24 protein-coding genes are annotated in these 21701 nt (G+C 63.0%); 13 read left to right on the forward strand and 11 right to left on the reverse strand.

What is annotated here, in order from left to right; translation table 11 throughout:
• Positions 1-128: 128 nt before the first annotated feature.
• Positions 129-293, forward strand: coding sequence for a hypothetical protein (locus NKJ64_RS22870; protein WP_023687237.1), 165 nt, complete (start codon positions 129-131; stop codon positions 291-293).
• A 12-nt stretch (positions 294-305) separates the two neighbouring features.
• Here NKJ64_RS22870 and NKJ64_RS22875 read toward each other — a convergent pair whose 3' ends face one another.
• Both NKJ64_RS22875 and NKJ64_RS22880 read right to left on the reverse strand, forming a co-directional pair.
• A complete protein-coding gene (locus NKJ64_RS22875) occupies positions 306-1859 on the reverse strand; it encodes a trimethylamine methyltransferase family protein (RefSeq protein ID WP_352463405.1) in 1554 nt (517 codons plus the stop codon).
• On the reverse strand, positions 1841-2146 hold the full coding sequence (locus NKJ64_RS22880) for a glycine cleavage T C-terminal barrel domain-containing protein (RefSeq protein WP_023727644.1): 306 nt from the start codon (positions 2144-2146) through the stop codon (positions 1841-1843). Before NKJ64_RS22880 ends, NKJ64_RS22875 begins: the two co-directional genes overlap by 19 nt.
• A 127-nt stretch (positions 2147-2273) precedes the next feature.
• On the opposite strand from NKJ64_RS22880, the gene NKJ64_RS22885 reads away from it, so the two are divergent.
• The 4 genes from NKJ64_RS22885 to NKJ64_RS22900 all read left to right on the forward strand — a co-directional run bounded on the left by NKJ64_RS22885 (position 2274) and on the right by NKJ64_RS22900 (position 7027).
• Positions 2274-4433 (forward strand): transglycosylase domain-containing protein, encoded by a 2160-nt coding sequence (locus tag NKJ64_RS22885; RefSeq protein ID WP_023684539.1) that lies wholly within the window; start codon positions 2274-2276, stop codon positions 4431-4433.
• A gap of 73 nt (positions 4434-4506) precedes the next feature.
• Positions 4507-5091, forward strand: coding sequence for a DUF1214 domain-containing protein (locus NKJ64_RS22890; protein WP_023670163.1), 585 nt, complete (start codon positions 4507-4509; stop codon positions 5089-5091).
• Positions 5084-5632 carry a DUF1254 domain-containing protein gene (locus NKJ64_RS22895; RefSeq protein WP_352463406.1) on the forward strand — a complete coding sequence of 183 codons (549 nt, stop codon included), beginning with the start codon at positions 5084-5086 and terminating at the stop codon, positions 5630-5632. The genes NKJ64_RS22890 and NKJ64_RS22895 overlap by 8 nt, the downstream gene beginning before the upstream one ends.
• Positions 5633-6028: 396 nt before the next feature.
• Positions 6029-7027 (forward strand): hypothetical protein, encoded by a 999-nt coding sequence (locus tag NKJ64_RS22900; RefSeq protein WP_352463407.1) that lies wholly within the window; start codon positions 6029-6031, stop codon positions 7025-7027.
• On the opposite strand, the gene NKJ64_RS22905 is transcribed toward NKJ64_RS22900, so the two are convergent.
• From NKJ64_RS22905 to NKJ64_RS22915, 3 genes are all read right to left on the reverse strand, one after another.
• The gene (locus NKJ64_RS22905; RefSeq protein WP_352463408.1) at positions 7014-7361 is read right to left on the reverse strand and encodes a DUF1491 family protein; all 348 of its coding nucleotides are present in this window, start codon (positions 7359-7361) and stop codon (positions 7014-7016) included. The genes NKJ64_RS22900 and NKJ64_RS22905 overlap by 14 nt on opposite strands.
• 73 nt (positions 7362-7434) lie before the next feature.
• Positions 7435-8223, reverse strand: coding sequence for a peptidoglycan-binding domain-containing protein (locus tag NKJ64_RS22910; protein WP_023727647.1), 789 nt, complete (start codon positions 8221-8223; stop codon positions 7435-7437).
• Complete coding sequence (locus tag NKJ64_RS22915) at positions 8198-9943, reverse strand: sensor histidine kinase (protein ID WP_352463415.1); 1746 nt, start codon at positions 9941-9943, stop codon at positions 8198-8200. The genes NKJ64_RS22910 and NKJ64_RS22915 overlap by 26 nt, the downstream gene beginning before the upstream one ends.
• Before the next feature lie 531 nt (positions 9944-10474).
• Between NKJ64_RS22915 and NKJ64_RS22920 the strand changes: the two genes are divergently transcribed.
• Positions 10475-10843 (forward strand): DUF5330 domain-containing protein, encoded by a 369-nt coding sequence (locus NKJ64_RS22920; protein ID WP_023684546.1) that lies wholly within the window; start codon positions 10475-10477, stop codon positions 10841-10843.
• A gap of 116 nt (positions 10844-10959) precedes the next feature.
• Positions 10960-11388 (forward strand): SufE family protein, encoded by a 429-nt coding sequence (locus NKJ64_RS22925; RefSeq protein ID WP_023673679.1) that lies wholly within the window; start codon positions 10960-10962, stop codon positions 11386-11388.
• Positions 11389-11515: 127 nt separating this feature from the next.
• On the opposite strand, the gene NKJ64_RS22930 is transcribed toward NKJ64_RS22925, so the two are convergent.
• Positions 11516-11941: a Ros/MucR family transcriptional regulator gene (locus NKJ64_RS22930; RefSeq protein WP_023673680.1), complete on the reverse strand. Its 426-nt coding sequence runs from the start codon at positions 11939-11941 to the stop codon at positions 11516-11518.
• Positions 11942-12353: 412 nt separating this feature from the next.
• Positions 12354-12725, reverse strand: coding sequence for a hypothetical protein (locus NKJ64_RS22935; protein ID WP_081732468.1), 372 nt, complete (start codon positions 12723-12725; stop codon positions 12354-12356).
• A gap of 117 nt (positions 12726-12842) precedes the next feature.
• Between NKJ64_RS22935 and NKJ64_RS22940 the strand changes: the two genes are divergently transcribed.
• The 3 genes from NKJ64_RS22940 to NKJ64_RS22950 all read left to right on the forward strand — a co-directional run bounded on the left by NKJ64_RS22940 (position 12843) and on the right by NKJ64_RS22950 (position 16149).
• The gene (locus NKJ64_RS22940; protein WP_023747499.1) at positions 12843-14990 is read left to right on the forward strand and encodes a S9 family peptidase; all 2148 of its coding nucleotides are present in this window, start codon (positions 12843-12845) and stop codon (positions 14988-14990) included.
• Positions 14987-15613, forward strand: coding sequence for a LysE family translocator (locus tag NKJ64_RS22945; RefSeq protein WP_023692796.1), 627 nt, complete (start codon positions 14987-14989; stop codon positions 15611-15613). Before NKJ64_RS22940 ends, NKJ64_RS22945 begins: the two co-directional genes overlap by 4 nt.
• A 146-nt stretch (positions 15614-15759) precedes the next feature.
• A complete protein-coding gene (locus NKJ64_RS22950; RefSeq protein WP_023673684.1) occupies positions 15760-16149 on the forward strand; it encodes an SET domain-containing protein in 390 nt (129 codons plus the stop codon).
• Between the two features lie 20 nt (positions 16150-16169).
• On the opposite strand, the gene NKJ64_RS22955 is transcribed toward NKJ64_RS22950, so the two are convergent.
• From NKJ64_RS22955 to NKJ64_RS22970, 4 genes are all read right to left on the reverse strand, one after another.
• Entirely contained in the window at positions 16170-17120 is a 951-nt protein-coding gene (locus tag NKJ64_RS22955) for a cytochrome c (protein WP_352463409.1), read from the reverse strand.
• Between the two features lie 9 nt (positions 17121-17129).
• Positions 17130-17567 (reverse strand): c-type cytochrome, encoded by a 438-nt coding sequence (locus NKJ64_RS22960; protein WP_023684552.1) that lies wholly within the window; start codon positions 17565-17567, stop codon positions 17130-17132.
• Positions 17568-17726: 159 nt separating this feature from the next.
• Positions 17727-18329 (reverse strand): superoxide dismutase, encoded by a 603-nt coding sequence (locus NKJ64_RS22965; RefSeq protein WP_023673687.1) that lies wholly within the window; start codon positions 18327-18329, stop codon positions 17727-17729.
• Between the two features lie 105 nt (positions 18330-18434).
• Positions 18435-19313, reverse strand: a complete 879-nt coding sequence (locus NKJ64_RS22970) for a branched-chain amino acid aminotransferase (RefSeq protein WP_023732041.1) — start codon at positions 19311-19313, stop codon at positions 18435-18437.
• 168 nt (positions 19314-19481) lie between these two features.
• Here NKJ64_RS22970 and NKJ64_RS22975 point away from each other — a divergent pair, with 168 nt between their 5' ends.
• The 3 genes from NKJ64_RS22975 (at position 19482) to NKJ64_RS22985 (ending at position 21619) form a co-directional block, all read left to right on the forward strand.
• Positions 19482-20144, forward strand: a complete 663-nt coding sequence (locus NKJ64_RS22975) for a haloacid dehalogenase type II (protein ID WP_023673689.1) — start codon at positions 19482-19484, stop codon at positions 20142-20144.
• A gap of 175 nt (positions 20145-20319) precedes the next feature.
• Positions 20320-21129, forward strand: a complete 810-nt coding sequence (locus tag NKJ64_RS22980) for a L,D-transpeptidase (RefSeq protein ID WP_352463410.1) — start codon at positions 20320-20322, stop codon at positions 21127-21129.
• A gap of 289 nt (positions 21130-21418) precedes the next feature.
• Positions 21419-21619 (forward strand): hypothetical protein, encoded by a 201-nt coding sequence (locus tag NKJ64_RS22985; RefSeq protein ID WP_023684556.1) that lies wholly within the window; start codon positions 21419-21421, stop codon positions 21617-21619.
• Positions 21620-21701 lie beyond the last annotated feature (82 nt).

Consider the following 21701-nt stretch of genomic DNA (forward strand, 5'->3'; position numbering starts at 1 on the left):
CCCGAAAATTGCCCGCTGGGAATCTGGGCGGGCATAAATCAGAACAGGCTGCCGGGGACATTTCCCCGGCGAGCCAGGAATTTCCGTCAGTCAGTCAAGACTGTCATCAACGACAGGGAGATCGACAGATGATCACATTCGCCCCGAAGCCAAACGCTGTATCCGCGACCAAGCCGGCGGAGGAGAGCCGCTTCGATCGCATCCGCCGGATTGCCGCCGACAAGCACAGGCAGGCCGATGCCGGGCCGATTCGCCGCGAGCCGTCGAAGACCGGCGACAAGCGGCCGACGTGACGGCTGCCAACCTCACGACACCGGCAACGCTCCGCCCCCTTCGGTGCGGCGGGCAATGAACTCGTCGAGCACATCGGATGTGGCAACGGCCGACGCAGGCGGCTGGAAGTCGGCCAGCGTCCGCTTCCAGATGCCGGTGGCGCGCTCGGTGGCCGACTTCGAACCGGACTGCGTCCAGCTGCCGAAATTCGACCAATCGGCGACCAGCGGCTCGTAGAAGGCGGTGCGGTAGCGCGTCATGGTGTGGCCGGCGGAGAAGAAATGCCCGCCCGGCTGGACTTCAGCGATCGCCTCGAAGCCGATCGAATCCTCGTCGCCGGGGGTCGTAGCGCAGAGTTCGGCAACCGTCTGCAATGCCTCGATATCGGTGATCAGCTTCTCGTAGGAGACGCTGAGGCCACCCTCCAGCCAGCCGGCGGCATGGATGCAGACGGTGGCGCCGGCAAGCACCGAGCCCCACAGCGCGAACTGCGTCTCGTGCGCCGCCTGCACATCGGAAATGTTGGCCGCACTGCCGCCGCCGGACCGCCAAGGCAGGCCGGTGAAGCGGGCCAGCTGACCGGCGCCCAGCGTCGCCTTGACGTGCTCGGGCGTGCCGAAGGCCGGTGCGCCGGACTTCATGTCCACATTGGAGGAGAAGGATCCGTAAACCACCGGTGCGCCCGGCCGCACCATCTGCGCCAGCGCGAGACCAGCCAGCGCCTCGGCATGCTGCAGCGTCAATGCGCCGGCGACGGTGATCGGCGCCATGGCGCCGGCCAGGCAGAAGGGCGTGATGATGGACACCTGGCCGGCCTTGGCGAAGTCGATGATGCCTTGCGCCATCGGGATATCGAGCTGGCGCGGCGAATTGGTGTTGATGACGGTATAGCAATGGACGCCGGCCAGGAACTCGTCCTGCGAGAGGCCGCGCGCCAACCGGATCATCTCGAACCCGTCCTCGACCTGCGGCGTGCCACGGGCGAAGACGAAGGGAAACTTGTCCGACAGGGTCAGCTGCGCACGGTTGACGGCATAGTGGCGTAAACGGTTGTCGACATCCTGAGGCTCGATCCAGGGGCCGAGCATATGCAGCACATCGAAATTCTGAACAAGCTTGGTCAGTTCTTCGAAAGCGGCGAGCGTGCCCGGACGCCGTCCGCGTTCGAGATCGGTGACGTTGGGCGCCCCGGCCCCGGCGAGGAACGTCATCGAGCCGAGCTCCAGCATGAGATCGCGGCTACGGTCGCCCGCCAGCGCCCGGATGGATTTCGGCGCCGAGGCCAGTGCCGCAGTGACAATATCGCGGCCGATGCGCACCATCCGGCTGTCCTCGTCGACCAGCGCACCGGCTTTGGCGTAGATCGCCCGTGCCTCCGGCAGCAGCACCTTGATGCCGAGCTCTTCCAGCACGCGCAACGCCGTGTCGTGGATGGCCGCGACCTGGTCGTCCGAAAACACCGGCTGCGGCAGGAACGGGTTCTTGAGCGAGCGATAGTTCGGGTGGCGGCTTGGCCCGCTGCCGGCCTCACCGGTGTGCCCGCGCCGGCGCTCGCGCCTGGTCTCCCTTATAATGTCATCGACCATGGCCAAAACTCCTCATTGCCGCATCGCCTGCCCTCGGGGTCGTATGGCGAGGCCGGAATAATTCGCGCCGGCCGCTCGACGCCGACAATGTGCACCCAAAGCGCGGTCCCCTCCCCGGCGAATTCGTCGCCCAGCAACGTCAGCGCGACGCTTTTGCCTATTGTGTAGCCATAGCCGGCTGAGGCGACGAAGCCGACACGCCGGCCCTTGTGCCAGACTGGCTCGAAGCCACTGGCGTCGGCATCGACGGCGTCGACCTCCAGCGTCACGATCCGGGCGGCGCTCAACAAACCGTGCGGTGTGGCCTGGCTGCCCTTGTGAGCCGGGCTGAAATGGAAGAATAGTCTTCGCCGGGTATGCCCGCCCTGAAATTGCCCGCTTGCGGTTCTCAGGTGGGTTGGGTGAGTTTCGGGAATGGCCAGTCCTTTAGAACGACGTCCAAGACGAAGAGGTCCGATCGCCGCCGCACTGCTGGCGGTGGACGCGTGGATCGATTCCTCGCTCTACGAAATCGGCTTCAAGGCCGGCCAGTTCTGGGAATCGGCGACCATTTTTTCGCGGCGCTTCCGAGTCACCGGCTGGCGACGCGGCATCATCGAGGTGCTGAGCGAAGGTTTTACGATGGGCGCCGGCGGCGTCGTCGTGCTGCTCGCACTCGCGATGCCGGCCTTCCAGATCACCACTGGCGACTGGCGCAGTCAGGGCGATTTCGCCGTCACCTTCCTCGACCGCTACGGCAACGAGATTGGCCAGCGCGGCATCATCCAGCGCGATTCCGTGCCTGTCGACGAGATGCCGGACCATGTCATCAAAGCAGTGCTGGCGACCGAGGACCGGCGCTTCTTCGAGCACTACGGCATCGACGTGCTCGGCCTGTCGCGCGCCATCTTCGAGAATGTGCGGGCTAATTCCGTCGTCCAGGGCGGCTCCAGCATCACCCAGCAGCTGGCCAAGAACCTGTTCCTGTCGAATGAGCGTACCTTCCAGCGCAAGATCAAGGAAGCCTTCCTGTCGCTGTGGCTGGAGGCCAATCTGTCGAAGAAGGAGATCCTGCAGCTCTATCTCGACCGCGCCTATATGGGCGGCGGCACGTTCGGCATCGAGGCGGCGGCGGATTTCTATTTCGGCAAGAGCGTCAAGGATCTGAACCTCGCCGAGGCGGCGATGCTGGCCGGCCTGTTCAAGGCGCCGACCAAATACGCCCCGCACATCAACCTGCCCGCTGCCCGCGCTCGCGCCAATGTGGTGCTGTCGAACCTCGTCGATTCCGGTTTCATGACCGAAGGCCAGGTGCTGCAGGCAAGGCTGCATCCAGCCGAGATCGTCGACCGCGGCGAGCAGAAGAGCCCGGATTATTACCTCGACTGGGCCTTCGATGAGGTCAAGAAAATCGCCAAGCCCGGCCAGCATTCGCTGGTCGCACACACCACTTTCGATGCCAACATCCAGAAAGCGGCGGAAGAATCCGTCGAATTTCACCTGCGCCAGTTCGGCAAGGAGTACAACGTCACCGAGGGCGCCGTTGTAGTGATCGAGACCAATGGCGCGGTGCGCGCCATTGTCGGCGGCCGCGACTATGGCGCAAGCCAGTTCAACCGCGCCACCAAGGCGCTGCGCCAGACCGGCTCCTCGTTCAAACCTTACGTCTACGCCACCGCCATGGAGCACGGGTTCACCCCGGACTCCGTCGTCTCAGGCGGGCCGATCAGCTGGGGCGGCTGGTCACCGCACAATTACAATGGCGGCTCGGCCGGCAATGTGACGCTGATCACGGCGATCGCCAAATCGATCAACACCGTGCCGGTACGGCTGGCCAAGGACTATCTCGGCATCGGCCCGATCAAGGCGATGGCCGAATCATTCGGCGTGGAATCGCCGCTGGAGTCGCACAAGACCATGGTGCTCGGCACATCGGGCATGACGGTCATGGACCAGGCGACGGGCTACAGTGTGTTCGCGCAGAACGGCTTCGCCGGCTCGCGGCACGGCATCACCCAGCTCGTCACCCGCACCGGCGATGTCGTCTACGACTTTGCCAAGGATGCGCCGGCGCCGCATCGGGTTCTGTCGGAACAGGCTCTGAAATACATGAACACCATGCTGGCTGCGGTGCCGGCGATCGGCACCGCGCGGCGCGCGCAGCTGCCCAACATCGTCGTCGCCGGCAAGACGGGGACGACGCAATCCTATCGCGACGCCTGGTTCGTCGGCTTCACCGGCAATTACACGGCTGCCGTCTGGCTCGGCAATGACGACTTCACCCCGACCCGCAACATGACCGGAGGCACGCTGCCGGCGATGGTGTGGCAGCGGCTGATGGTCTACGCGCACCAGAATATCGACCTGAAGCCGATCCCCGGCCTCGACAAGCCCTTCGTCGACGAAGAGATCGCGGCCAAGGCCGAGGAAGCGGAGAAGAAAAATGCCGATCAGGCAGCCGCCGATGCCGCGGCCGAGCGCCCGGCGGTGCTGTCCAGCCGCACGACACAGACGCTGCGCGAGATGACCAAGGTGTTCCAGGCCGCGCCCGTGCTCGGCTCGCCGCAGACACCGGAGACCCTGTCGGCGCTTTGATTCCACAGCGCTGCTTGCTCTGTGGCCTGCCCCGCTATATCCCCGAACGATAATTCTCTCGTCCCGGTTCTTCATGCTCAAGACCGCCTTTTTCACGCTGCTTTCGCTTGCCATAGCCATCGGCCTCGGCGGCGGCAGCGTCTGGTATGCGCTGCAGGCGCAGAGCGGCGTCGGCGCGATCAGCATCGGCCAATGGACCGCCTTCCCCGAGATCGGCACGCAAGATGCCGACCCCTATTCGAAGGCGCGCGTGGCGCGCGAGGGCGTGCTGGCGCTCGGCAAGGCCGAGGGCTTGTCCTTCATCGCCGAGCGCGATGCGGCCGGCGATGAGCTTCAGCGGCAATGCGACTACAGGATCGAGGGCAGTTTCCCCACCGCCCGGTTCTGGACGCTCTATGCCGCGGATCAATCGCTCGGCGTGGTCGACACCGGCAAGCCAAGGTTGGCGGCGCTGCAATCCTACCAGGTGCTGCGTCAGCCCGACAATTCGGTGATCATTGCCGTCGGCAACCGTCCGGCCCCCGGCAATTGGCTTCTGACCGAAGGTTTTGGCCGGATGTATTTCGTGCTCACCTTCTACGACACGCCGATTGCCTCAAGCACCGGCCTTTCCGACGTGTCGCTGCCCCGGATCGTCAAGGCTGGCTGCAATGCGTAGGCTGCTGCACGCCATCCTGCTCGGCCTGGTCGGCGCCGGCATCGTCCACATCGTGGTGCTTTTGCTGGTGCCGGAATTTACCGAGCGCGATGCCTGGTCACGGCTGGCGATGGCGTCCGACCTCTACAAGATGACCAGGCTGGATGCCGAGGCGGGCGGCGCGCCGGTGGTGAAGTCGGTGGATCCGCTGTTTTACGCCGCCGCCTGCCGCTTCGACCTTGCCGAAGGCATGGTGCGGATCAAGGCGCCGGGCAGCGTGCCGTTCTGGTCGGTGTCGGTCTATGACCGCAACGGCCACAATTTCTATTCATTCAACGACCGCACGGCGACCGGCAACAAGCTGGACACCGTGGTGCTGACGCCGGCACAGATGATCGACGTGCGCAGGGAGCTTCCCGAAGACCTGCAAGGGGCGATCTTCGTCGAGGCGCCGATCGAGGAAGGCATCTTCGTCATCCGCGCCTTCGTGCCTGACGACAGCTGGAAGCCGGTAGTGTCGCAGTTCCTGGACCAGAGCTCCTGCGAACTGCAGGACTACTGACCTCAGCCCGACGACCAGCAAACTCAGTGGTGCGGAACAGGCGTCCGTGGTGTGCCCGGCTTGTCCGCCGGTCGCGCCTGGCCCGCCAATGGCGGATGCTCGTAGCGGACGCCGGGAAAAATGATCACCGCCGCCGGCGTACCGGTGTCCTGAACTGCTCGATTGACTGGTGCCGATCGCGGCACGAAAGACAGTACCATGCCCATGGTTCGCGTATTCCTCTCGGTTGCCCCGGAGCACAACGCAACGCCTCCAAATGTGATTAAGGCCGGCAGAGGGTTAACGGAGCGCTAACGGATCGCGGCTAATTTGATGTTTGTTCCAGGTCTTGCGCGAAACCGACACAGTTGCGGTTGAGCATGGTCCGGGTTGTGTCGAGTGTCGGGCGTATCTTCCGTGTCAGCTTCGGATTTCAGGCAAATCGCCATACGGACGGAATCGGGAAAAGCCGAAAGGCTGTTTCGCGCCGCCGTGTCGGCGTTCTGCTCGCTGACCCGCCCGTCGCGCCGCGAGATCGCCCAGCTCGAGGATCTGACGCTGCCGCTGTTCGACAGCGTGCCGGTCGAATCGCGCCGCTATGTCGCCGCCGCCCTGTCCGAATGCGAATATGCGCCGGCCGCCCTGGTGCGGCGGCTTTGCGAGGAGCCGGTCGATGTCTGCGCCCCCTTGCTCGTCCGTTCGCGGGCGCTCGGCGACATCGACCTGATCGCGTTGATCGGCCGCCACGGCCTGCCGCATGCGCGCGCCATTGCCCGCCGCAAGGATTTGAACCCGACCATCGCGCAGTTGATCAAGGCGCTGGAAAAGCCGACCCTGGTGCGCGTGCGGCAGCCCGAGCCGATCGCCGACGTGGCGGGCGCCGACGCCGAAGCCGCTGCCGCCGCTCCCAGCGCACCAAAACTGCCCGGCAGCGCCGCCGAAACCGCCAGGCGCCGCCTGCGCTCGATGATGCTCGCCGAGGGCGAGGCGACATCGGTCGGCTCAGCAACTTACAGCAAGCTGCGCGAGACGGCGCTGACCGGCAACGCCGCCTTCTTCCAGACCGCGCTTGCCGACGCGCTCGATATCGACTTCTCGACGGCGCGGTCGCTGACCGAGCATTCGAGCTATGTCTCGCTGCTCGCCGCGCTGCGGGCGCTCAACCTCAGTGAGGACAGGGCATTCCTGATCGTGGTCGCGGTTTACCCCCGGGAGTTTCCGCACCCGCAGGCGATCCGCATCTTCCTCGACCGCTACCGGCTGCTGCACCACGAGGCGGCGCTCGACAAGGTGCGCGGCTGGAAGGCCGAAACATTGTCGCGAGCGGTGCGCGGCAACACCCCTGTCGCCGCGAATGGCGACCAAGCGCCGGACGTCGACAAAGCCAGCTTAGGGGCCAGCCTCAAGGCGTCTTGACGGAGAGAAGCTCCTCGACGGAAACCGTTCCGGCCTCGATCTCGACCACCCAGATGTCGGGATCGAATTTTTTCTCCCGCTCGAGCCTGGCGTCAAGCGCGGCGGCATCGTCGCCGGCGCCGAGCAGCGTGAAAAAGCGATCATCCGGTTTGTCCGAATCGTAGCTCGTCTGCGGCGCCGGGCCGAACAGGTAGACGTCGCCCAGCCTGCCGCGGGAGAGCACGAAGACAGCGCCGGCCTCGGTCGCGCCGCGCTTGACGACGGCCGCAAAGCCGCCGGCGCCGAAGACACGGCGCAGCAGGGCCGACACCCAAAACTCGGTGGTTACGCGCATGACGAGGCTCCGGAGGACATGCGCGGCGTCTTAGCCGGATTTTCGGCTATCCGCGAGCGGTCGTCTTGACCACTCAATTGGTCAGGCCGATCTCGCGCATCTTGACGTAGACGACCTCGTCGGGCTCGCCCGTTTCCGGCAGGCCGAACAGCGACTGGAATTCCTTGATCGCCGCCTTGGTGCGGGCGCCGACGACGCCGTCGAGTTGCATGTCGTCATTGCCGAATGCCTTCAGGCCGGCCTGGATCTTGACGATGCGGGCATCGGGCGCCTGGGCGGATACCGGCGCGGAAACCGGGATGGGCGCAGGCGCGGCCTCGGGCGCGGCAACTCGAGCGGCGGCCATATCCACGGGCCGCGGCAGCGGATGCGGGATGCCAGCTGTGGTCTGCTTGGCGCCGAGCTGGTCGAGCAGCACAGCATCGATCTCGCCGGACGCCGGCAGGCCAACCTTCTGCTGGTAGGCCTGGATCGCCTTTTGGGTATTCGGCCCGGAAATGCCGTCGACCGTTCCCGTGTAGAAATCGAGATCCTTCAGGATGCCCTGGACCTGCTCGACGGTCGGGTCGCTTTTGACCGGTGCCGGGCCGGGCCGCAGGATGTTGATGGTGGTTTCGGGTTCGTCCGCGCCGGGGTGCGGAAAACCCTCGATGCTGCGGGTGGCGAAGAAGGCGCCGGCATGCGGAAACGGCTGGTACCACAGCGCGTTGGCGGAAACGTAGAACAGCGTCACCAGGAAGGCGGTCGACCCGCCGACCAGGACCGGATTGCGCGAGATCGCGCCGCCGAGCGCAATCGCGCCGGCCTCGAACGCGCCGCTGCGGCGCTTGACCGCCTTAGGCTGTTTTGCGGAGCGAGCCATTCCTGTCCCCTTTCGCGTCGCCTTTCGTCCTGGTCGCGGGCATCGGCAGCACGCCGTTCCTGTCGGTCGCGCTCCTCTTCGGCCCGTTCACCGGCAGGCTGATCGTGACCGTCGTCCCCTCGCCCGGCATGCTTTCGATCGACATCGTGCCGTCGTGCAGCGCCACCAGGCCCTTGACCAGCGACAGGCCGAGCCCGTTGCCCTCGAAGCGGCGCGTATAGTCGTTCTGGATCTGCATGAACGGCTTGCCGAGATTTACAAAATCTTCCTCGGCGATGCCGATGCCGGTGTCCCTGACCCAGAAATGCAGCCGCGAGCCGATCCGCTTGGCGCCGACGACGACATTGCCGCCATCGGGCGTGAACTTGACCGCATTGGAGACGAGGTTGATCAGGATCTGCTGCACGGCACGACGGTCGGCATTGATCTCGCCGGCGTCCGGCGCAATCTGCGCCTGGAGATCGATGTTCTTGGCATTGGCCTGCAGCTGCATCATCGACTGGCACATCTCGACCGCTTCGATGAATCGGAACGGTTCGGGCTCGGTCGCGTAGGCGCCGGCCTCGATCCTCGAGACATCAAGGATGGAGGTGACGACGGCAAGCAGATGCTGGCCCGACTCCTTCACCAGGCCGACATACTCCTTCTGGCGCGGGTCCTTGAAGCCGCCGAACATCTCATGCAGCAGCATGTCGGAAAAGCCGATGATGGCGTTGAGCGGCGTCCGAAGCTCATGGCTGACGACCGCCAGGAAGCGGCCCTTTGCCACCTCGGCCGACGCTGCGGCCTCATTGGCGGCAGCAAGCTCGTCGCGCAATTCGGCAGTCTCGTCGTTCTCGCGCAGCAGCAGAGTGAAGGTCTCCTGCTGCTCTTCGGCACGCATCAGTTCGAGCTGAAATGGCCGGTAATTGTCGGCCGTCGAGGCGCTGCCGTCCTGCGGCAGCCTTACACGAAGATCGAGCCGGCGCGCCAGGGCGCCATCGCGCATGTCGGCAAGCGCGCTGAGATAAGCGACGCGATCGGACAGGTGGATGCGGTCGAACAGCCCGGCGCCGAAAAGCAGTTCCGGCGGCAGCTTCAGGATGGTGCGCGCCTTGGCCGAGGCATCCAGGACCTCGCCATGCCGGGCGACATGCAGGACAACGGCGTCGATCATGTCTTCAAGGCGGTCGTTTGGAAGCAGCGCGGGCTGCGCGCGTGCGGCATCGCCGAGGGCTGCGAGCCGGGGAACCAGCGTCAGGCCCCAGGCGAGCGGCAGCAGCCAGTGCCACGCCGCGACTTGCGCCCCGCCGAGCGGGACGACAGAGCCGACAAAGGGCTGCAGCAGCATTGCGGCCAAGACCGAGAGGCCGCCCCAAAGTGCCGCGCGCTTTGAACCGCCGATCCACCAGGCCTCGAATGGCAGTGCCAGGGCCAGCAGCGCAACCGGCGACGCCAGGCCGCCTGCTGCCGCGACGGCGCCGGCAAGCGCAAGACCGCCGGCGGCAAGGGCAACCTGGGCTGCCAGCGCCATCTTGCCTGACGCCGCCACCAGCAAGGCGGCGAACCAGCAAAGACCGAAGGCGGCGAAAATGGCTGCGACGGTGACGGCGGCGCCCATGCCCGAGGTGACCAGTGTCACCGCCGCACCGGCGGCGAAGAACGGAGCGGCAAGCATGATGCCGATGAACCGGCGCTGGCGCAGGCGATCGCCCTGGCCGATGATGGCCGGATGGACCATGCGTTCGCAACCGGCCGCCAGCGCGCCAGGCAGTTCAATGTATCTGGCAGTTGTCAAACTCAACGCACTCGCACCCGGTCGTGACTGCCCTGCTTTGCAGGTCGCTTTTGCTTGTTTGAAACTCGCATCCAGCGTTTAAGGAATGAATAAGGCTGACCGGAACAACGAGCGCGCTGCGGCAAAAATTGGAGCGCCGGCACCGGAATGCACCGCCATTTGTGGCCATAGTAAACGGAGCGTTATGTGCAAAGGGCGTGCTCGTGGCTGCGAAACCCTGAGCCGGCATGCCTGCTCTTCTGAAGATATCCATGCGCAACAATCGCTTAGATGGTTACTGCAAGGTTAAGAAAATTGCCGGCATTTGAGGCTAATGCACTGCAAAACGCCTCGCTTCGAATTTGCCTAAAATTTGAGGAAAATTTTCACTGAGCAGGAAAGCCGTCCTTTGCGCCTCATGTGCCATTGTCGCTGATATAAAGAGGTCATTGCGCATGGACGCATGATCCGGTCATTGGACGAGAGGGCAGATCGATGGGCTTTTTGATAAGAATGGCGTTCTGGTTTTCGCTGGTGTTGCTGGCGCTGCCGCTGACCGTCGGCCCCGACGAGGATGGCCGCGAGAGCGTCGGGCCGTTCCAGGCGCTTTTTGCGGCGCGCGAAGCGGTCGGCGACATCGCCGGCATTTGCGAGCGTAAGCCGGACGTCTGCGAAACCGGCAAGTCGGCGATGCATACGATCAGCGCCCGGGCCAAGGAAACCGCCAAGATCGCCGCCGCCATGCTGGACGACAAGAGCGCCGAGACCTCGCCCGATACATCGCTGGCCACCGGCAGCGTCGCCAAGGACATCGTGCTGCCGGCGACAGTCAACATACCTGCCAAGCTGGTGGCGAAGAACTAAACACCGTTTCAGCTGTATCTACAGCGACACCGCAGGCCGGTCGGACCTCTCGATGCCTGCGGTGCTTTTCTTATTTTTCCGTGACGCCGCAGCCGCGGATGACTATATCCCGAGCAATGGCCACGACGATCCAGACGATCCGCGACGACTTCTCCCTGCTCGACGAGTGGGAAGACCGCTATCGCTATGTCATCGAGCTCGGCGAAGCGCTGCCGCCATTTCCCGACGCCGAACGCAACGCCGCCAACAAGGTGCCGGGCTGCGTCAGCCAGGTCTGGCTGACCACGAGCCGAGCGCCGGGCGCCGATCCGGTCATCACCTTCACAGGCGATTCAGACGCTCATATCGTGCGCGGTCTGGTCGCCATCATGCTGGCGCTGTTTTCGGGACGGACTGCCAGCCAGATCCTTGAAACGGACGCAGAGGCGACGCTGAGGTCGCTTGGCCTCGACGAACATCTGTCGCCGCAGCGGGCCAATGGCCTGCGCTCGATGGTCAAGCGCGTCAAGCGCGACGCCGAGATGGCTCTCAAGCAGACTGCTTGATTGCTCTATCTTCTCTTCTTTCGACGCAATTCCCAAGAGAAAGCGCTCGGCAGTTTTCCTGGAATTGTTCTAGAAACAAAAACGGCGCCGTAAGGGGCGCCGTTGATCTTGTCCATTGGAGCCGGTGTTACCGCCCCTTGCGCTTGCGGCCGAGGCCCATCTTCTTGGCCAGCTGCGAACGGGCAGCGGCATAGTTGGGGGCAACCATCGGATAGCTGGCGTCGAGATTCCACTTCTCGCGGTATTCATCGGGCGTCAGACCGTAATGGGTCATCAGGTGGCGCTTCAGCGACTTGAACTTCTTGCCATCTTCAAGGCAGACGATGTAATCGTCATGAACAGAGCGCTTCGGGTTTACCGCAGGCTTCTGCTTGTCGGCCGGAGGCTGTTCGCTTGCTCCGCCCACGCGCCCGAGAGCGGCATGGACATCAGCGATAAGGTTCGGCAATTCGCCGACCGGCACGGGATTGTTGCTGACATAGGCTGCCACCACATCGGCGGTCAGCTCGATCAGCGCATCGCTATTTCTGGAAGGTGTTTCGACGATATCCATGGTTTAGGCCCCAACGAAGGATGTTTCTGTTTGCGCCCTTTTTGGAAGATCGGGCATGGCGCGAATTTCACGCGGGAAGAGCTTCATGGATTCGCGTCCGGGCATCTTAATGAGCCCACAGACAAAGTAAGTCAATTCGCATCTTGCGCTATATTCAACGATATTCATCGAATAGTCGCTCTTCAGCTTCAATCTTTCGTGCACTCTGTAACTTCGCGATATTTTCTGGTCGGACCAGGACTAGCATGACGTAAGGTCACGCCATCGCTAAATCAGCAGGGACTCATAAAATGGGCAGCGATGCTTGGTCTATGCTTCAAGGTTTGGGCAGCTGATTGTCGGATTCGTACCAAACCGCAAGTTGCAAAGCGTTGGCGAAACCCGCCGAAGAAGATCTTCGGTCTGACCGGATTCAATACGGCGTGAGGTATTTTCCATAGACCCAGCCACTAACAAAAGCACCATTTTGCGCCGGGTCGTGCCAAACTTGACACCATTGATAGCGAATTGCCTGTTTCTGTTTCCAGTGCGGCTGGCCGGCGATCTCCAGAAGATTCAAGCCGCTGGTGCACTTGCCGGTCATCTGCAGGATCGTCCCGTTGGGATAGGCGGCCTGCTTCTGCGAGGTGCCGGACGGATATTTGCGAACGTTGAGCGTGTCGCCGAACGGCACGCCAGCCACTTGCCAAGCGGCGAACGCGGTTGCATGAGACTGGCCGGTGAAAGCCAGAACGGTCGAAGCGACGACGGCGAGAGCCGCAGCGATGTTGATATGGAAATTCATCATCCTCTCCTTTTGGCTCATCTCCCGAGCCCGCCGCAACCAATACATCCCGGCCCTTGAACCCGCGCTGATCGGCGTGTTCATTTGCCATTCAAGTAATTTCTTCAGTGAGACGCAATGACCAAAACCTCAGCTTTTCCGACCGCGAGCCCGCCGAGCCCCGAGAAACACCCCGTCTTCGACACGCATCACGGCATTACCCGCACAGATGACTATGCCTGGCTGAGGGCCGAGAACTGGCAGGCGATGTTCAGGGACCCTTCCCTGCTTGAGGGCCGCATCCGCGCCCATCTCGAAGCCGAAAACGCCCATCAAGCAGTGCTTATGGCCGATACGCTAGAGCTTCGGAAGCAGCTGTTCGGCGAGATGAAGGGGCGCATCAAGGAAGATGATTCGACGGTGCCGATGAAGGATGGCCCCTATGCTTACGGCTCATCCTTCAAGCTTGGCGGCGAACAGCCCCGCTATTTCCGCATGCCGCGCGATGGCGGCGATGAGCAGATCCTGCTCGATGGCGACGCGGAAGCCGAGGGCAAGCCCTATTTCCGCCTCGGCGGCGTCGACCATTCGGCCGATCACCGCAAGCTGTTGTGGGCGTTCGACGACAAGGGCTCTGAATTCTTCACACTTCGCGTGCGCGATCTCACCAGCGGCAAGGAACTGAGCGACCAGATCGAGGCCACCAGTGGTGGCGGCGTCTGGAATGCCGCCGATGACGGTTTCTTCTACACAAGGCTCGACGACAATCATCGTCCGTCCAAGGTGCTGTTCCACGCGCTCGGCGGCAGCCCCCTTAATGACCGGCTGATCTATGAGGAAACCGATCCCGGCTTCTTCATGGATGTCGGCGGCACGCGCTCCAACGAATGGATCATGATCGGGATCAACGATCACGAAACCTCGGAATATCACCTGATGCGCGCCGATGAGCCTTTCGCCGAGCCAAAGCTGGTGGCAAAGCGCGAGACCGGCCTGCAATATGATCTGGAAGAAGGCGGCGACATCTTCTTCATCCTCACCAATGCCGACGGCGCCAAGGACTTCAAGATCATGACGGCGCCGGCTGATGACCCGGTTCGCGCCAACTGGGAAGAGCTGGTGGCGCACGAGCCAGGCCGGCTGATCCTGTCGGTGGTCGGCTTCAGGGATCATATGGTCAGGCTCGAACGCAAGGAAGGGCTGCCGCGCATCGTCGTGCGCGATCGCCGCAGCGGCGAGGAGCATCTGATCTCGTTCGACGAAGAGGCGTTCTCGCTCGGCCTGTCGGGGTCCTATGAATACGACACCGAGATCATGCGCTTCACCTATTCGTCGATGACGACCCCGGCGCAGGTCTTCGACTACAATATGCGCAGCCGCGAGCGTGTGCTGCTGAAGACCCAGGAAGTGCCGTCCGGTCACAATCCGGATCATTATGTCACGCGCCGGCTGATGGCGCCGGCCGCCGATGGCGAACTGGTGCCGGTCTCGCTCCTGCATCACCGCGACACGCCGCTCGATGGCTCCGCGCCGTGCCTGCTTTACGGCTACGGCTCTTACGGCATTGCCATCCCGGCGGCGTTCAACACCAACTGGTTCTCGCTGGTCGACCGTGGCTTTGTCTTTGCCATCGCCCATGTCCGCGGCGGCAAGGACAAGGGCTATGGCTGGTATGACGACGGCAAGCGGGCGCACAAGATGAACACGTTCACCGATTTCATCGCCGTCGCGCAGCATCTCGTCGCCGAGCGTTACACCCAACACGACCGCATCGTCGCGCAAGGCGGCTCGGCCGGCGGCATGCTGATGGGTGCGATCGCCAACATGGCGCCGCAAAATTTCGGCGCCATCGTTGCCGAGGTCCCCTTTGTCGACGTGCTGACCACGATGCTCGACGCAAGCTTGCCGCTGACGCCGCCGGAGTGGCCGGAATGGGGCAACCCGATCGCGTCGGCGGAAGATTACCAAACGATCGCCGCCTACTCACCCTATGACAATGTCGCCGATCACGACTACCCGCCGATACTGGCGCTGGCCGGCCTCACCGATCCGCGCGTCACCTATTGGGAGCCGGCCAAATGGGTGGCGCGGCTGCGCGAGCGCAAGAGCGGCGACAATCCGGTGCTGTTCAAGATCAACATGGATTCCGGCCATGCCGGCGCCTCCGGCCGCTTTTCAAGGCTGGAGGAGATCGCCTATACCTACTCCTTCGCGCTCAAGGTTACGGCCAAGCCCGAACCCGAGGTTACGGGCAAGGCTGAGAATGCAACGGAGGCGTCGCAATGATCGATCTATCCACCTTGACGGCTTACATAGCGGTTGTGCTTGGCTTTGTGTTTATTCCAGGCCCAGCCACGCTTTTGACGGTCGCGCGAGCGACGAGTTCCGGAACCAGGGTTGGCGTCGCGACGGGCGCGGGCGTCGCGGCTGGCGATGTGTTCCATACCATCATGGCGATGGTCGGCATTTCGGCGATCATCGCCACTTCGGCAACGCTGTTCAGCGTCGTAAAATACATCGGCGCGGCGTATCTCGTTTACCTCGGCATCCGCGCAATCATCGAGAGAATACCGGCCGACCCTACTGCCGGCGCACTCGCGATCTCCGCCAGCAAGGCGTTTCGTCAAGCTGTCCTGACCGAAGTGCTTAACCCAAAGACGGCGCTTTTCTTCCTCGCCTTCCTGCCCCAGTTCGTGCGGCCTGAAAACGGATCGGTGATGCTCCAGCTGATGACGCTGGGCATAATCTTTGTTCTGCTCGGCCTTTTCAGCACAGTCGTCTTTGCCGTGAGTGCGGGCCGGCTCGGCACGTTCCTGCGCCGCAATCCGTCGGTGGTGAAATGGCAAGGCAAGGTGGTTGGCGGCATCTACTGCGCGTTAGGCGTCCGTCTGGCCTTGCAGCAGCGCTGATGTCGAAGCGACAGGCGCGCCCGTCGAGGCGCGCCGGTCGTCACTTTTTGAATTCCGGGCTGCTCATTTTCACTCGCATTTGCAATGGCTGCGCGCTACCCAATGCGCGCCACCTTCCAGACCATGACATACGCAAAGGGGCCACTATGTTGCTCGTCGACACCTATCTCGAGAAATCACCGATCCAGGGCATCGGGGTTTTCGCCAGGAACCACATTGCCAAGGGCACGCTGGTCTGGAAGCTCGACCCCAGATTCGACCGGATCATCGACGTCGAGACCTATGAAGGCGAGAGCGGCCCGGTGAAGAACTATCTCGACCGTTATTCCTATCCAGACCGCCGGGATCCGAACTACATCGTCTTCGAAGCCGACGACGCCCGCTACATGAACCATGACGACGAACCGAATTGCGATGTCTCCTCGCCCGAGGAAACCTATGCCTTGCGCGACATCGCACCCGGCGAGGAACTGACCTGCAATTACAGCCATTTCTTCGAGACGGGCTTCGACTTCCTCGGCGATCGCCACCTGTAGATGGCCACCTGTAGCCGGGATCACTTGGCCGGCTTGCTGCGCACCGGGTAGCCGTTGGGATGCGGCGGCACCGCCTTGAGATAGGCGGCTATTGCCGCGCGATCTCCCGGCGGCAGTTCGGCCATGTTGCGCTGCACGTCGACCATGGCGCCGCCTACCGAGTCGAAATCGGGGGTAAAACCGGTTTCGAGATAGTTGGCGATGTCGGCTTCCGACCAGTCACCGAGCCCGCCCTCGCCCGATGTGATGTTCGGCACGACGCCGTTGCCTTCGGCTGCCGACGCGCCAGCCAGCCACTGGCTCTTCCTGGTGGCGCCGGTGAAGTCGCGCGGCGTGTGGCATTCGCCGCAATGGCCAGGCCCCTCGACCAGATAGCGGCCGGCGAGTACCGGATCAGGCGTGCCATCGGCAAAGGCAATCACCGGCTCTTTGCTGAGATAGAGCCGCTTCCACAGGCCGAGGCCGCGGCGGATGTTGAAGGGGAAACTCAGGGAATTGTCCGGCGCCTTGCCGGCGACCGCCGGCAGCGTCTTCAGGAACGCATAGAGATCGGCAATATCAGCCGGCTTCATGCGGGCGTAGGATGTGTAGGGGAAGGCCGGATAGAAATGCTCGCCCGACGGCGACACGCCCTTCAGCATGGCGTTGGCAAGGTCCTCGACCGTCCAGGCGCCGATGCCGTCCTTGGGATCCTGCGAGATGTTGGGCGGCACGAAGGTGCCGAACGGCGTCTTGAGCTCGAGGCCGCCGACCAGTTGCAAACGGGCGTCACCCTGCGAGCCTGGCTTGGCGTGACAGGAGGTGCAGCCGCCGGCATTGAAAATGCGCTTGCCCCTGGCGGCGTCGCCGGGGCCGAGCTGCGCCAGGGTGTCAGTGTCGAGCTTGACCGGCGCCGACAACAGCCAGCCGGCGCCGGCACCGACGACACCCAGGACAAGGGCGGCGCCGACAAATTTTTTCCACAAGGGCATTGCCCGGGATCAGCTCTTCTTCACCCGATAGGTCTTGTGGCAGGTGCCGCAATCACTGCCGAGCGTATCGATCTGCGCCTTCAACGCATCGACATCGGCGGGGGCGGCGGCGACTGCGGCCTTGACGTCGGCGAGGTACTTGTCTTCGGTCGATTTGAAGCCCGCCATGTCTTTCCAGATTTTGGGCGAGGCGGTGGTATCACCGCTGTCGCTGCCGGCCGGGAACAGCGTGTCGACATCGAACTTCTCGGCATTGACTTGCAGCGCCTGCAGCGCCGTCAGCACGGCGGCGGCATCGAAGTCTGCCTCGCCCTTGGCGATTTTTGACAGGCCGCCGACGATCTTGCCTCGTTCCTTCATCAGTCCCTGTCGGTCGAGGATCGGGTCGGCAAAAGCCGCCGAGGCGGCGAGGCTGAGCATAGAGATGGCGATAACAAGCTTTCTCATTCAATTGGCTCCAGGATGATGAGGGGTCGCGACCTAACGTTAACGGAGGGCGGGCCGGGATTATTCCCTGTCCGCCGGCCGGATTCTGCCGAATTTTGTGTGCCTGCTGCTTCAGCTGAGAAAGAAAAGCCCCGGAGTACCGGGGCTTCTCTGGGTCGATCAGGCTTTCGCCTCTTCGTACATTTCAAGGACATGGTCCCAGTTGATGAGGCTGTCGACGAAGGCCTCGAGATATTTCGGCCGCGCGTTGCGGTAGTCGATGTAATAGGAATGTTCCCAGACATCGACGCCGAGGATCGGCGATGCGCCATGGACGAGCGGGTTCTCGCCGTTCGGCGTCTTGGATATTGCCAGCTTGCCGTCCTTCACCGAGACCCAGGCCCAGCCCGAGCCGAACTGCGTGGTGCCAGCGGCGATGAAGTCGGCCTTGAACTTGTCGTACCCGCCGAGATCCGCGTCGAAAGCCTTCTGCAGGGCGCCCGGAAGCTTGTTGCCGCCGCCGCCCTTCTTCATCCACTTCCAGAAATGGATGTGGTTGTAGTGCTGGGCTGCGTTGTTGAAGAGGCCGGCATTCTTGCCGAACGACTGTTTGACCACCTCTTCGACCGACAGATCGCCAAGGCCCGCTTCGGCGGCCAGCTTGTTGCCGTTGTCGACATAGGCCTTGTGGTGCTTGTCGTGGTGATACTCCAGCGTCTCCTTCGACATGTAAGGCTGCAAGGCCTCGTAGTCGTAGGGCAAGGCGGGCAATTCAAAAGCCATCGGTCATACTCCTCATGGAAAAATCCGGTGCGGATACCGGATTAAGATAGGGCTGCATTGATCTGGAACAACTCCGGAATGAAGCGCCAATTGCCTTTTAGCGGCTCAACCGGCGGAAGTCGAATGCGCCCATTCCCAATAAAGGTCCCGCGCTTTCTTGGCCACCGGCCCGGGCTGCAGATCGCGGTCCTCGATGCGGGTGATCGGCACGACCTTGGAATGATTTCCGGTCGAAAATATCTCGTCGGCTTCAAGAAAGTCGCGCACCGACAGCATCTTCTCCGTGGTCTTGAAGCCGTAATCGCCAAGCAGCGTCATGGTGCGCGAGCGGGTGATGCCGGACAGGAAGGTGCCGTTGGGCGCCGGCGTCAACACGTGGCTGTCCTTGACCAGGAAGATGTTCGAGGTTCCGGTCTCGGCGACATTGCCCAGCATGTCCAGCACCAGCGCATTGTCGAAGCCGCGTCCCTTGGCTTCGAGAATGGCGCGGCCATTGTTGGGATAGAGGCAGCCGGCCTTGGCATTGGTCGGCATGGTCTCGATGGTCGGCCGCCGGAACGGCGACACGGTGATCGAAAAGCCGGTCGGCGAGATCATCGGCGATTCGTAAAGGCAGAGGCAGAAACGGGTCGAGGCCGGATCGGCCGGCACGCCCATATAGCCGCCATGCTCGGCCCAGTACATCGGCCTGATGTAGACCGCTGTCTTGCCGTCGAACTTCTTCAGCCCGTCCCAGGTCAGGCCGACGATCTGGTCGACGTTCATCGATGGCGTGAGGCCGAGCGCGATCGCCGAGGCGTTCACTCTGGCGGCATGCAGTTCGAGATCGGGGGCGACGCCTTCGAACCAGCGGGCGCCGTCGAAGACGCTGGTGCCGAGCCACATGGCGTGGCTGCGCGGCCCAAGGATGGCGACGTTGCCTTCGTACCAGTCGCCGTCGACGAAGGTCCATGTCGCCGATAGCGCCGCAGTCGCCAGTGTCATTGTTCGGTTCCGCTTCAAAGCTGCCTGTGCCAAGCATTGGAAGATGCTTTGACCGGCGCCGTCAACCGGCATGGAGCGGTTTTTGTTGAGGCCAGAGCGCCCCAAGAAAGCGATCAAGACCACAATCGATGCTTGCACCTTGCGCCGCCTGCCCTCAAAACTGTCGCCATGCATTACGCGGCTTACGTTTTCGACGCCTATGGCACGTTGTTCGACGTGCACGCAGCCGTGCGCCGTCATGACGGCGAGATCGGCCCCGACGGCCCGCTGCTTTCGGAAATCTGGCGCGCCAAGCAGCTGGAATATTCCTGGGTGCGCACGCTGATGGGCGGCTATGCCGATTTCTGGCAGCTCACCGAACAGGCGCTCGATTTCGCCCTGCTCAAGGTTCCCTCCGCCGACAAGGGCCTGAAGGCCAAGCTGCTCGAAGCCTATTGGCGGCTCGACTGCTATCCGGAAGTGCCGGCCGTGCTCAAGGCGCTGAAAGCATCCGGCGCCAAGCTCGCGATCCTGTCCAACGGCTCGCCCGAGATGCTGGAAGCGGCGGTCAAGTCGGCCGCCCTCGACCAGGTGCTGGACGATATCTTTTCGGTCGACGCCGTCAGGCGCTTCAAGACCGACCCGTCGACCTACGACATGGTGGCGACGGGCTGGCGACTCTATCCGGGCGCCGTCTCGTTCCAGTCGTCCAACCGCTGGGACGTCGCCGGCGCCACCAAATTCGGCTTTCGCACCGTATGGATCAACCGCGCCAACCAGCCCGAGGAATACCGGGATTTCCCGCCGGCGCTGATCCTGCCGTCGCTTGAAGGCCTGCTGACCGGCGGCTGATCACTCTGTTGCCTTCGAGCAACAGTGGCAGGGCGGTCACAGCTTCGCCTTTGTTTGTCCACCCTCAGGCCAGAATCGGAACCGCCTATCGCGTCAGGCATTGGGGGAGGCCGACCACTGCGCCGCTTGAAGGCATTCACGCTTTCTTGCGATTCGAGACTTAAAAAAGGCAACCATGTTGAAGACCGAAATCGACCCCTATCGCCTGAGCCGTCGCGGCTTTCTGAATGCTGCAGCCCTCGGCGCCGCTTCGATTGCGGTCTCCGCCTGCACCACCACCGGACCGGCGCCGGCGCCGGTCGAACCGCCACCGCCGACCTATGACGAGCCGCCGCTCGGCGACTATGCGACGATGTACGGCCCGATTTCCGACAGCGGGTTCGATCTCCCAGCGATCCCGATCAAGAAGATGGACCCGCAGTTCCTGCGCCAGATCGTACCCGACCCGACCGGCCAGCGGCCAGGCACCATCATCGTCGATACGACCAACCATTTCCTCTATCTGGTGCGCGAAGGCGGCCAGGCGATCCGTTACGGCGTCGGCCTCGGCCGCGCCGGCTTCGAATGGTCGGGAGACGCCGTCGTCCAGTGGAAGCAGAAATGGCCGAAATGGACGCCGCCCGATGAGATGGTTGCCCGCCAGCCTGAACTGGAAGAATACAGCGCCAAGAACGGCGGCATGCCCGGCGGCCTCAAGAACCCGCTCGGCGCCCGCGCGCTCTACCTGTTCCACGACAACGTCGACACGCTCTACCGCCTGCATGGCTCGCCGGAATGGAACTCGATCGGCAAATCCGTCTCGTCAGGCTGCGTGCGCCTGATAAATCAGGACATCATCGACCTCTACGACCGCGTGCCGTCGAAGAGCCCGGTCATCGTGACGTCCGACATCGGCCAGCCGATGGCGGCGAGCGCAAACCGCAGAGCCATCCCGATCGATGGCGGGGTGCCGGATGGCTCGGTCCTGCTCGGCCCGGTGACCTGATCGACTTCATCGATGCCATGAAGCGGCAGGTTCCGCTCCATGCGGCAAAGCTCGCCAGGATCCCGATAGCTTTACGCGAATGCCTGGGGTTCGCATCCAAGATGTGCAATGCCGGCAACAGGAGGCCAAAAAAGACGTCCAGACGAACCATGGAGCCGCTGCAATCGGGGCGGCCATGCCCTGTCAATCTCGACGCTGCTGTGTTTCGTTACCGATTGATGTATATTAGACGGGAGTATGATTGCAGAGACATACATTTCATTAGATCATTGATGGCGGGGGAACGCCGATGGTGGGATTTGATTTCGATAGTCCGCCTGCCGACGGCGCCGAGGCCAACCTGTCGGCCGAATGCGAGCGCCAATTGCTGCCGCTCGTCCGCGGAATTGTCGAGGCGGCGGTTGCCGCCGGGTGGAGCCAGGAAGACGTTCTTCTGGCCATGGTCGAGCTGTCCTGGGATCTGTACGAGAAACGCCGAGGCGATCTTTAGCAGGCCTGCGTGAGCCGGATAATTCCGTAGCGCCGGCCAAGCCAGGCCATGTTTTTCTCGCGCGAACTTTTTTCTTCACTTA

Origin of the sequence: Mesorhizobium sp. M0062, from assembly GCF_040323125.1 — a bacterium.
Classification (GTDB): Bacteria; Pseudomonadota; Alphaproteobacteria; order Rhizobiales; family Rhizobiaceae; genus Mesorhizobium.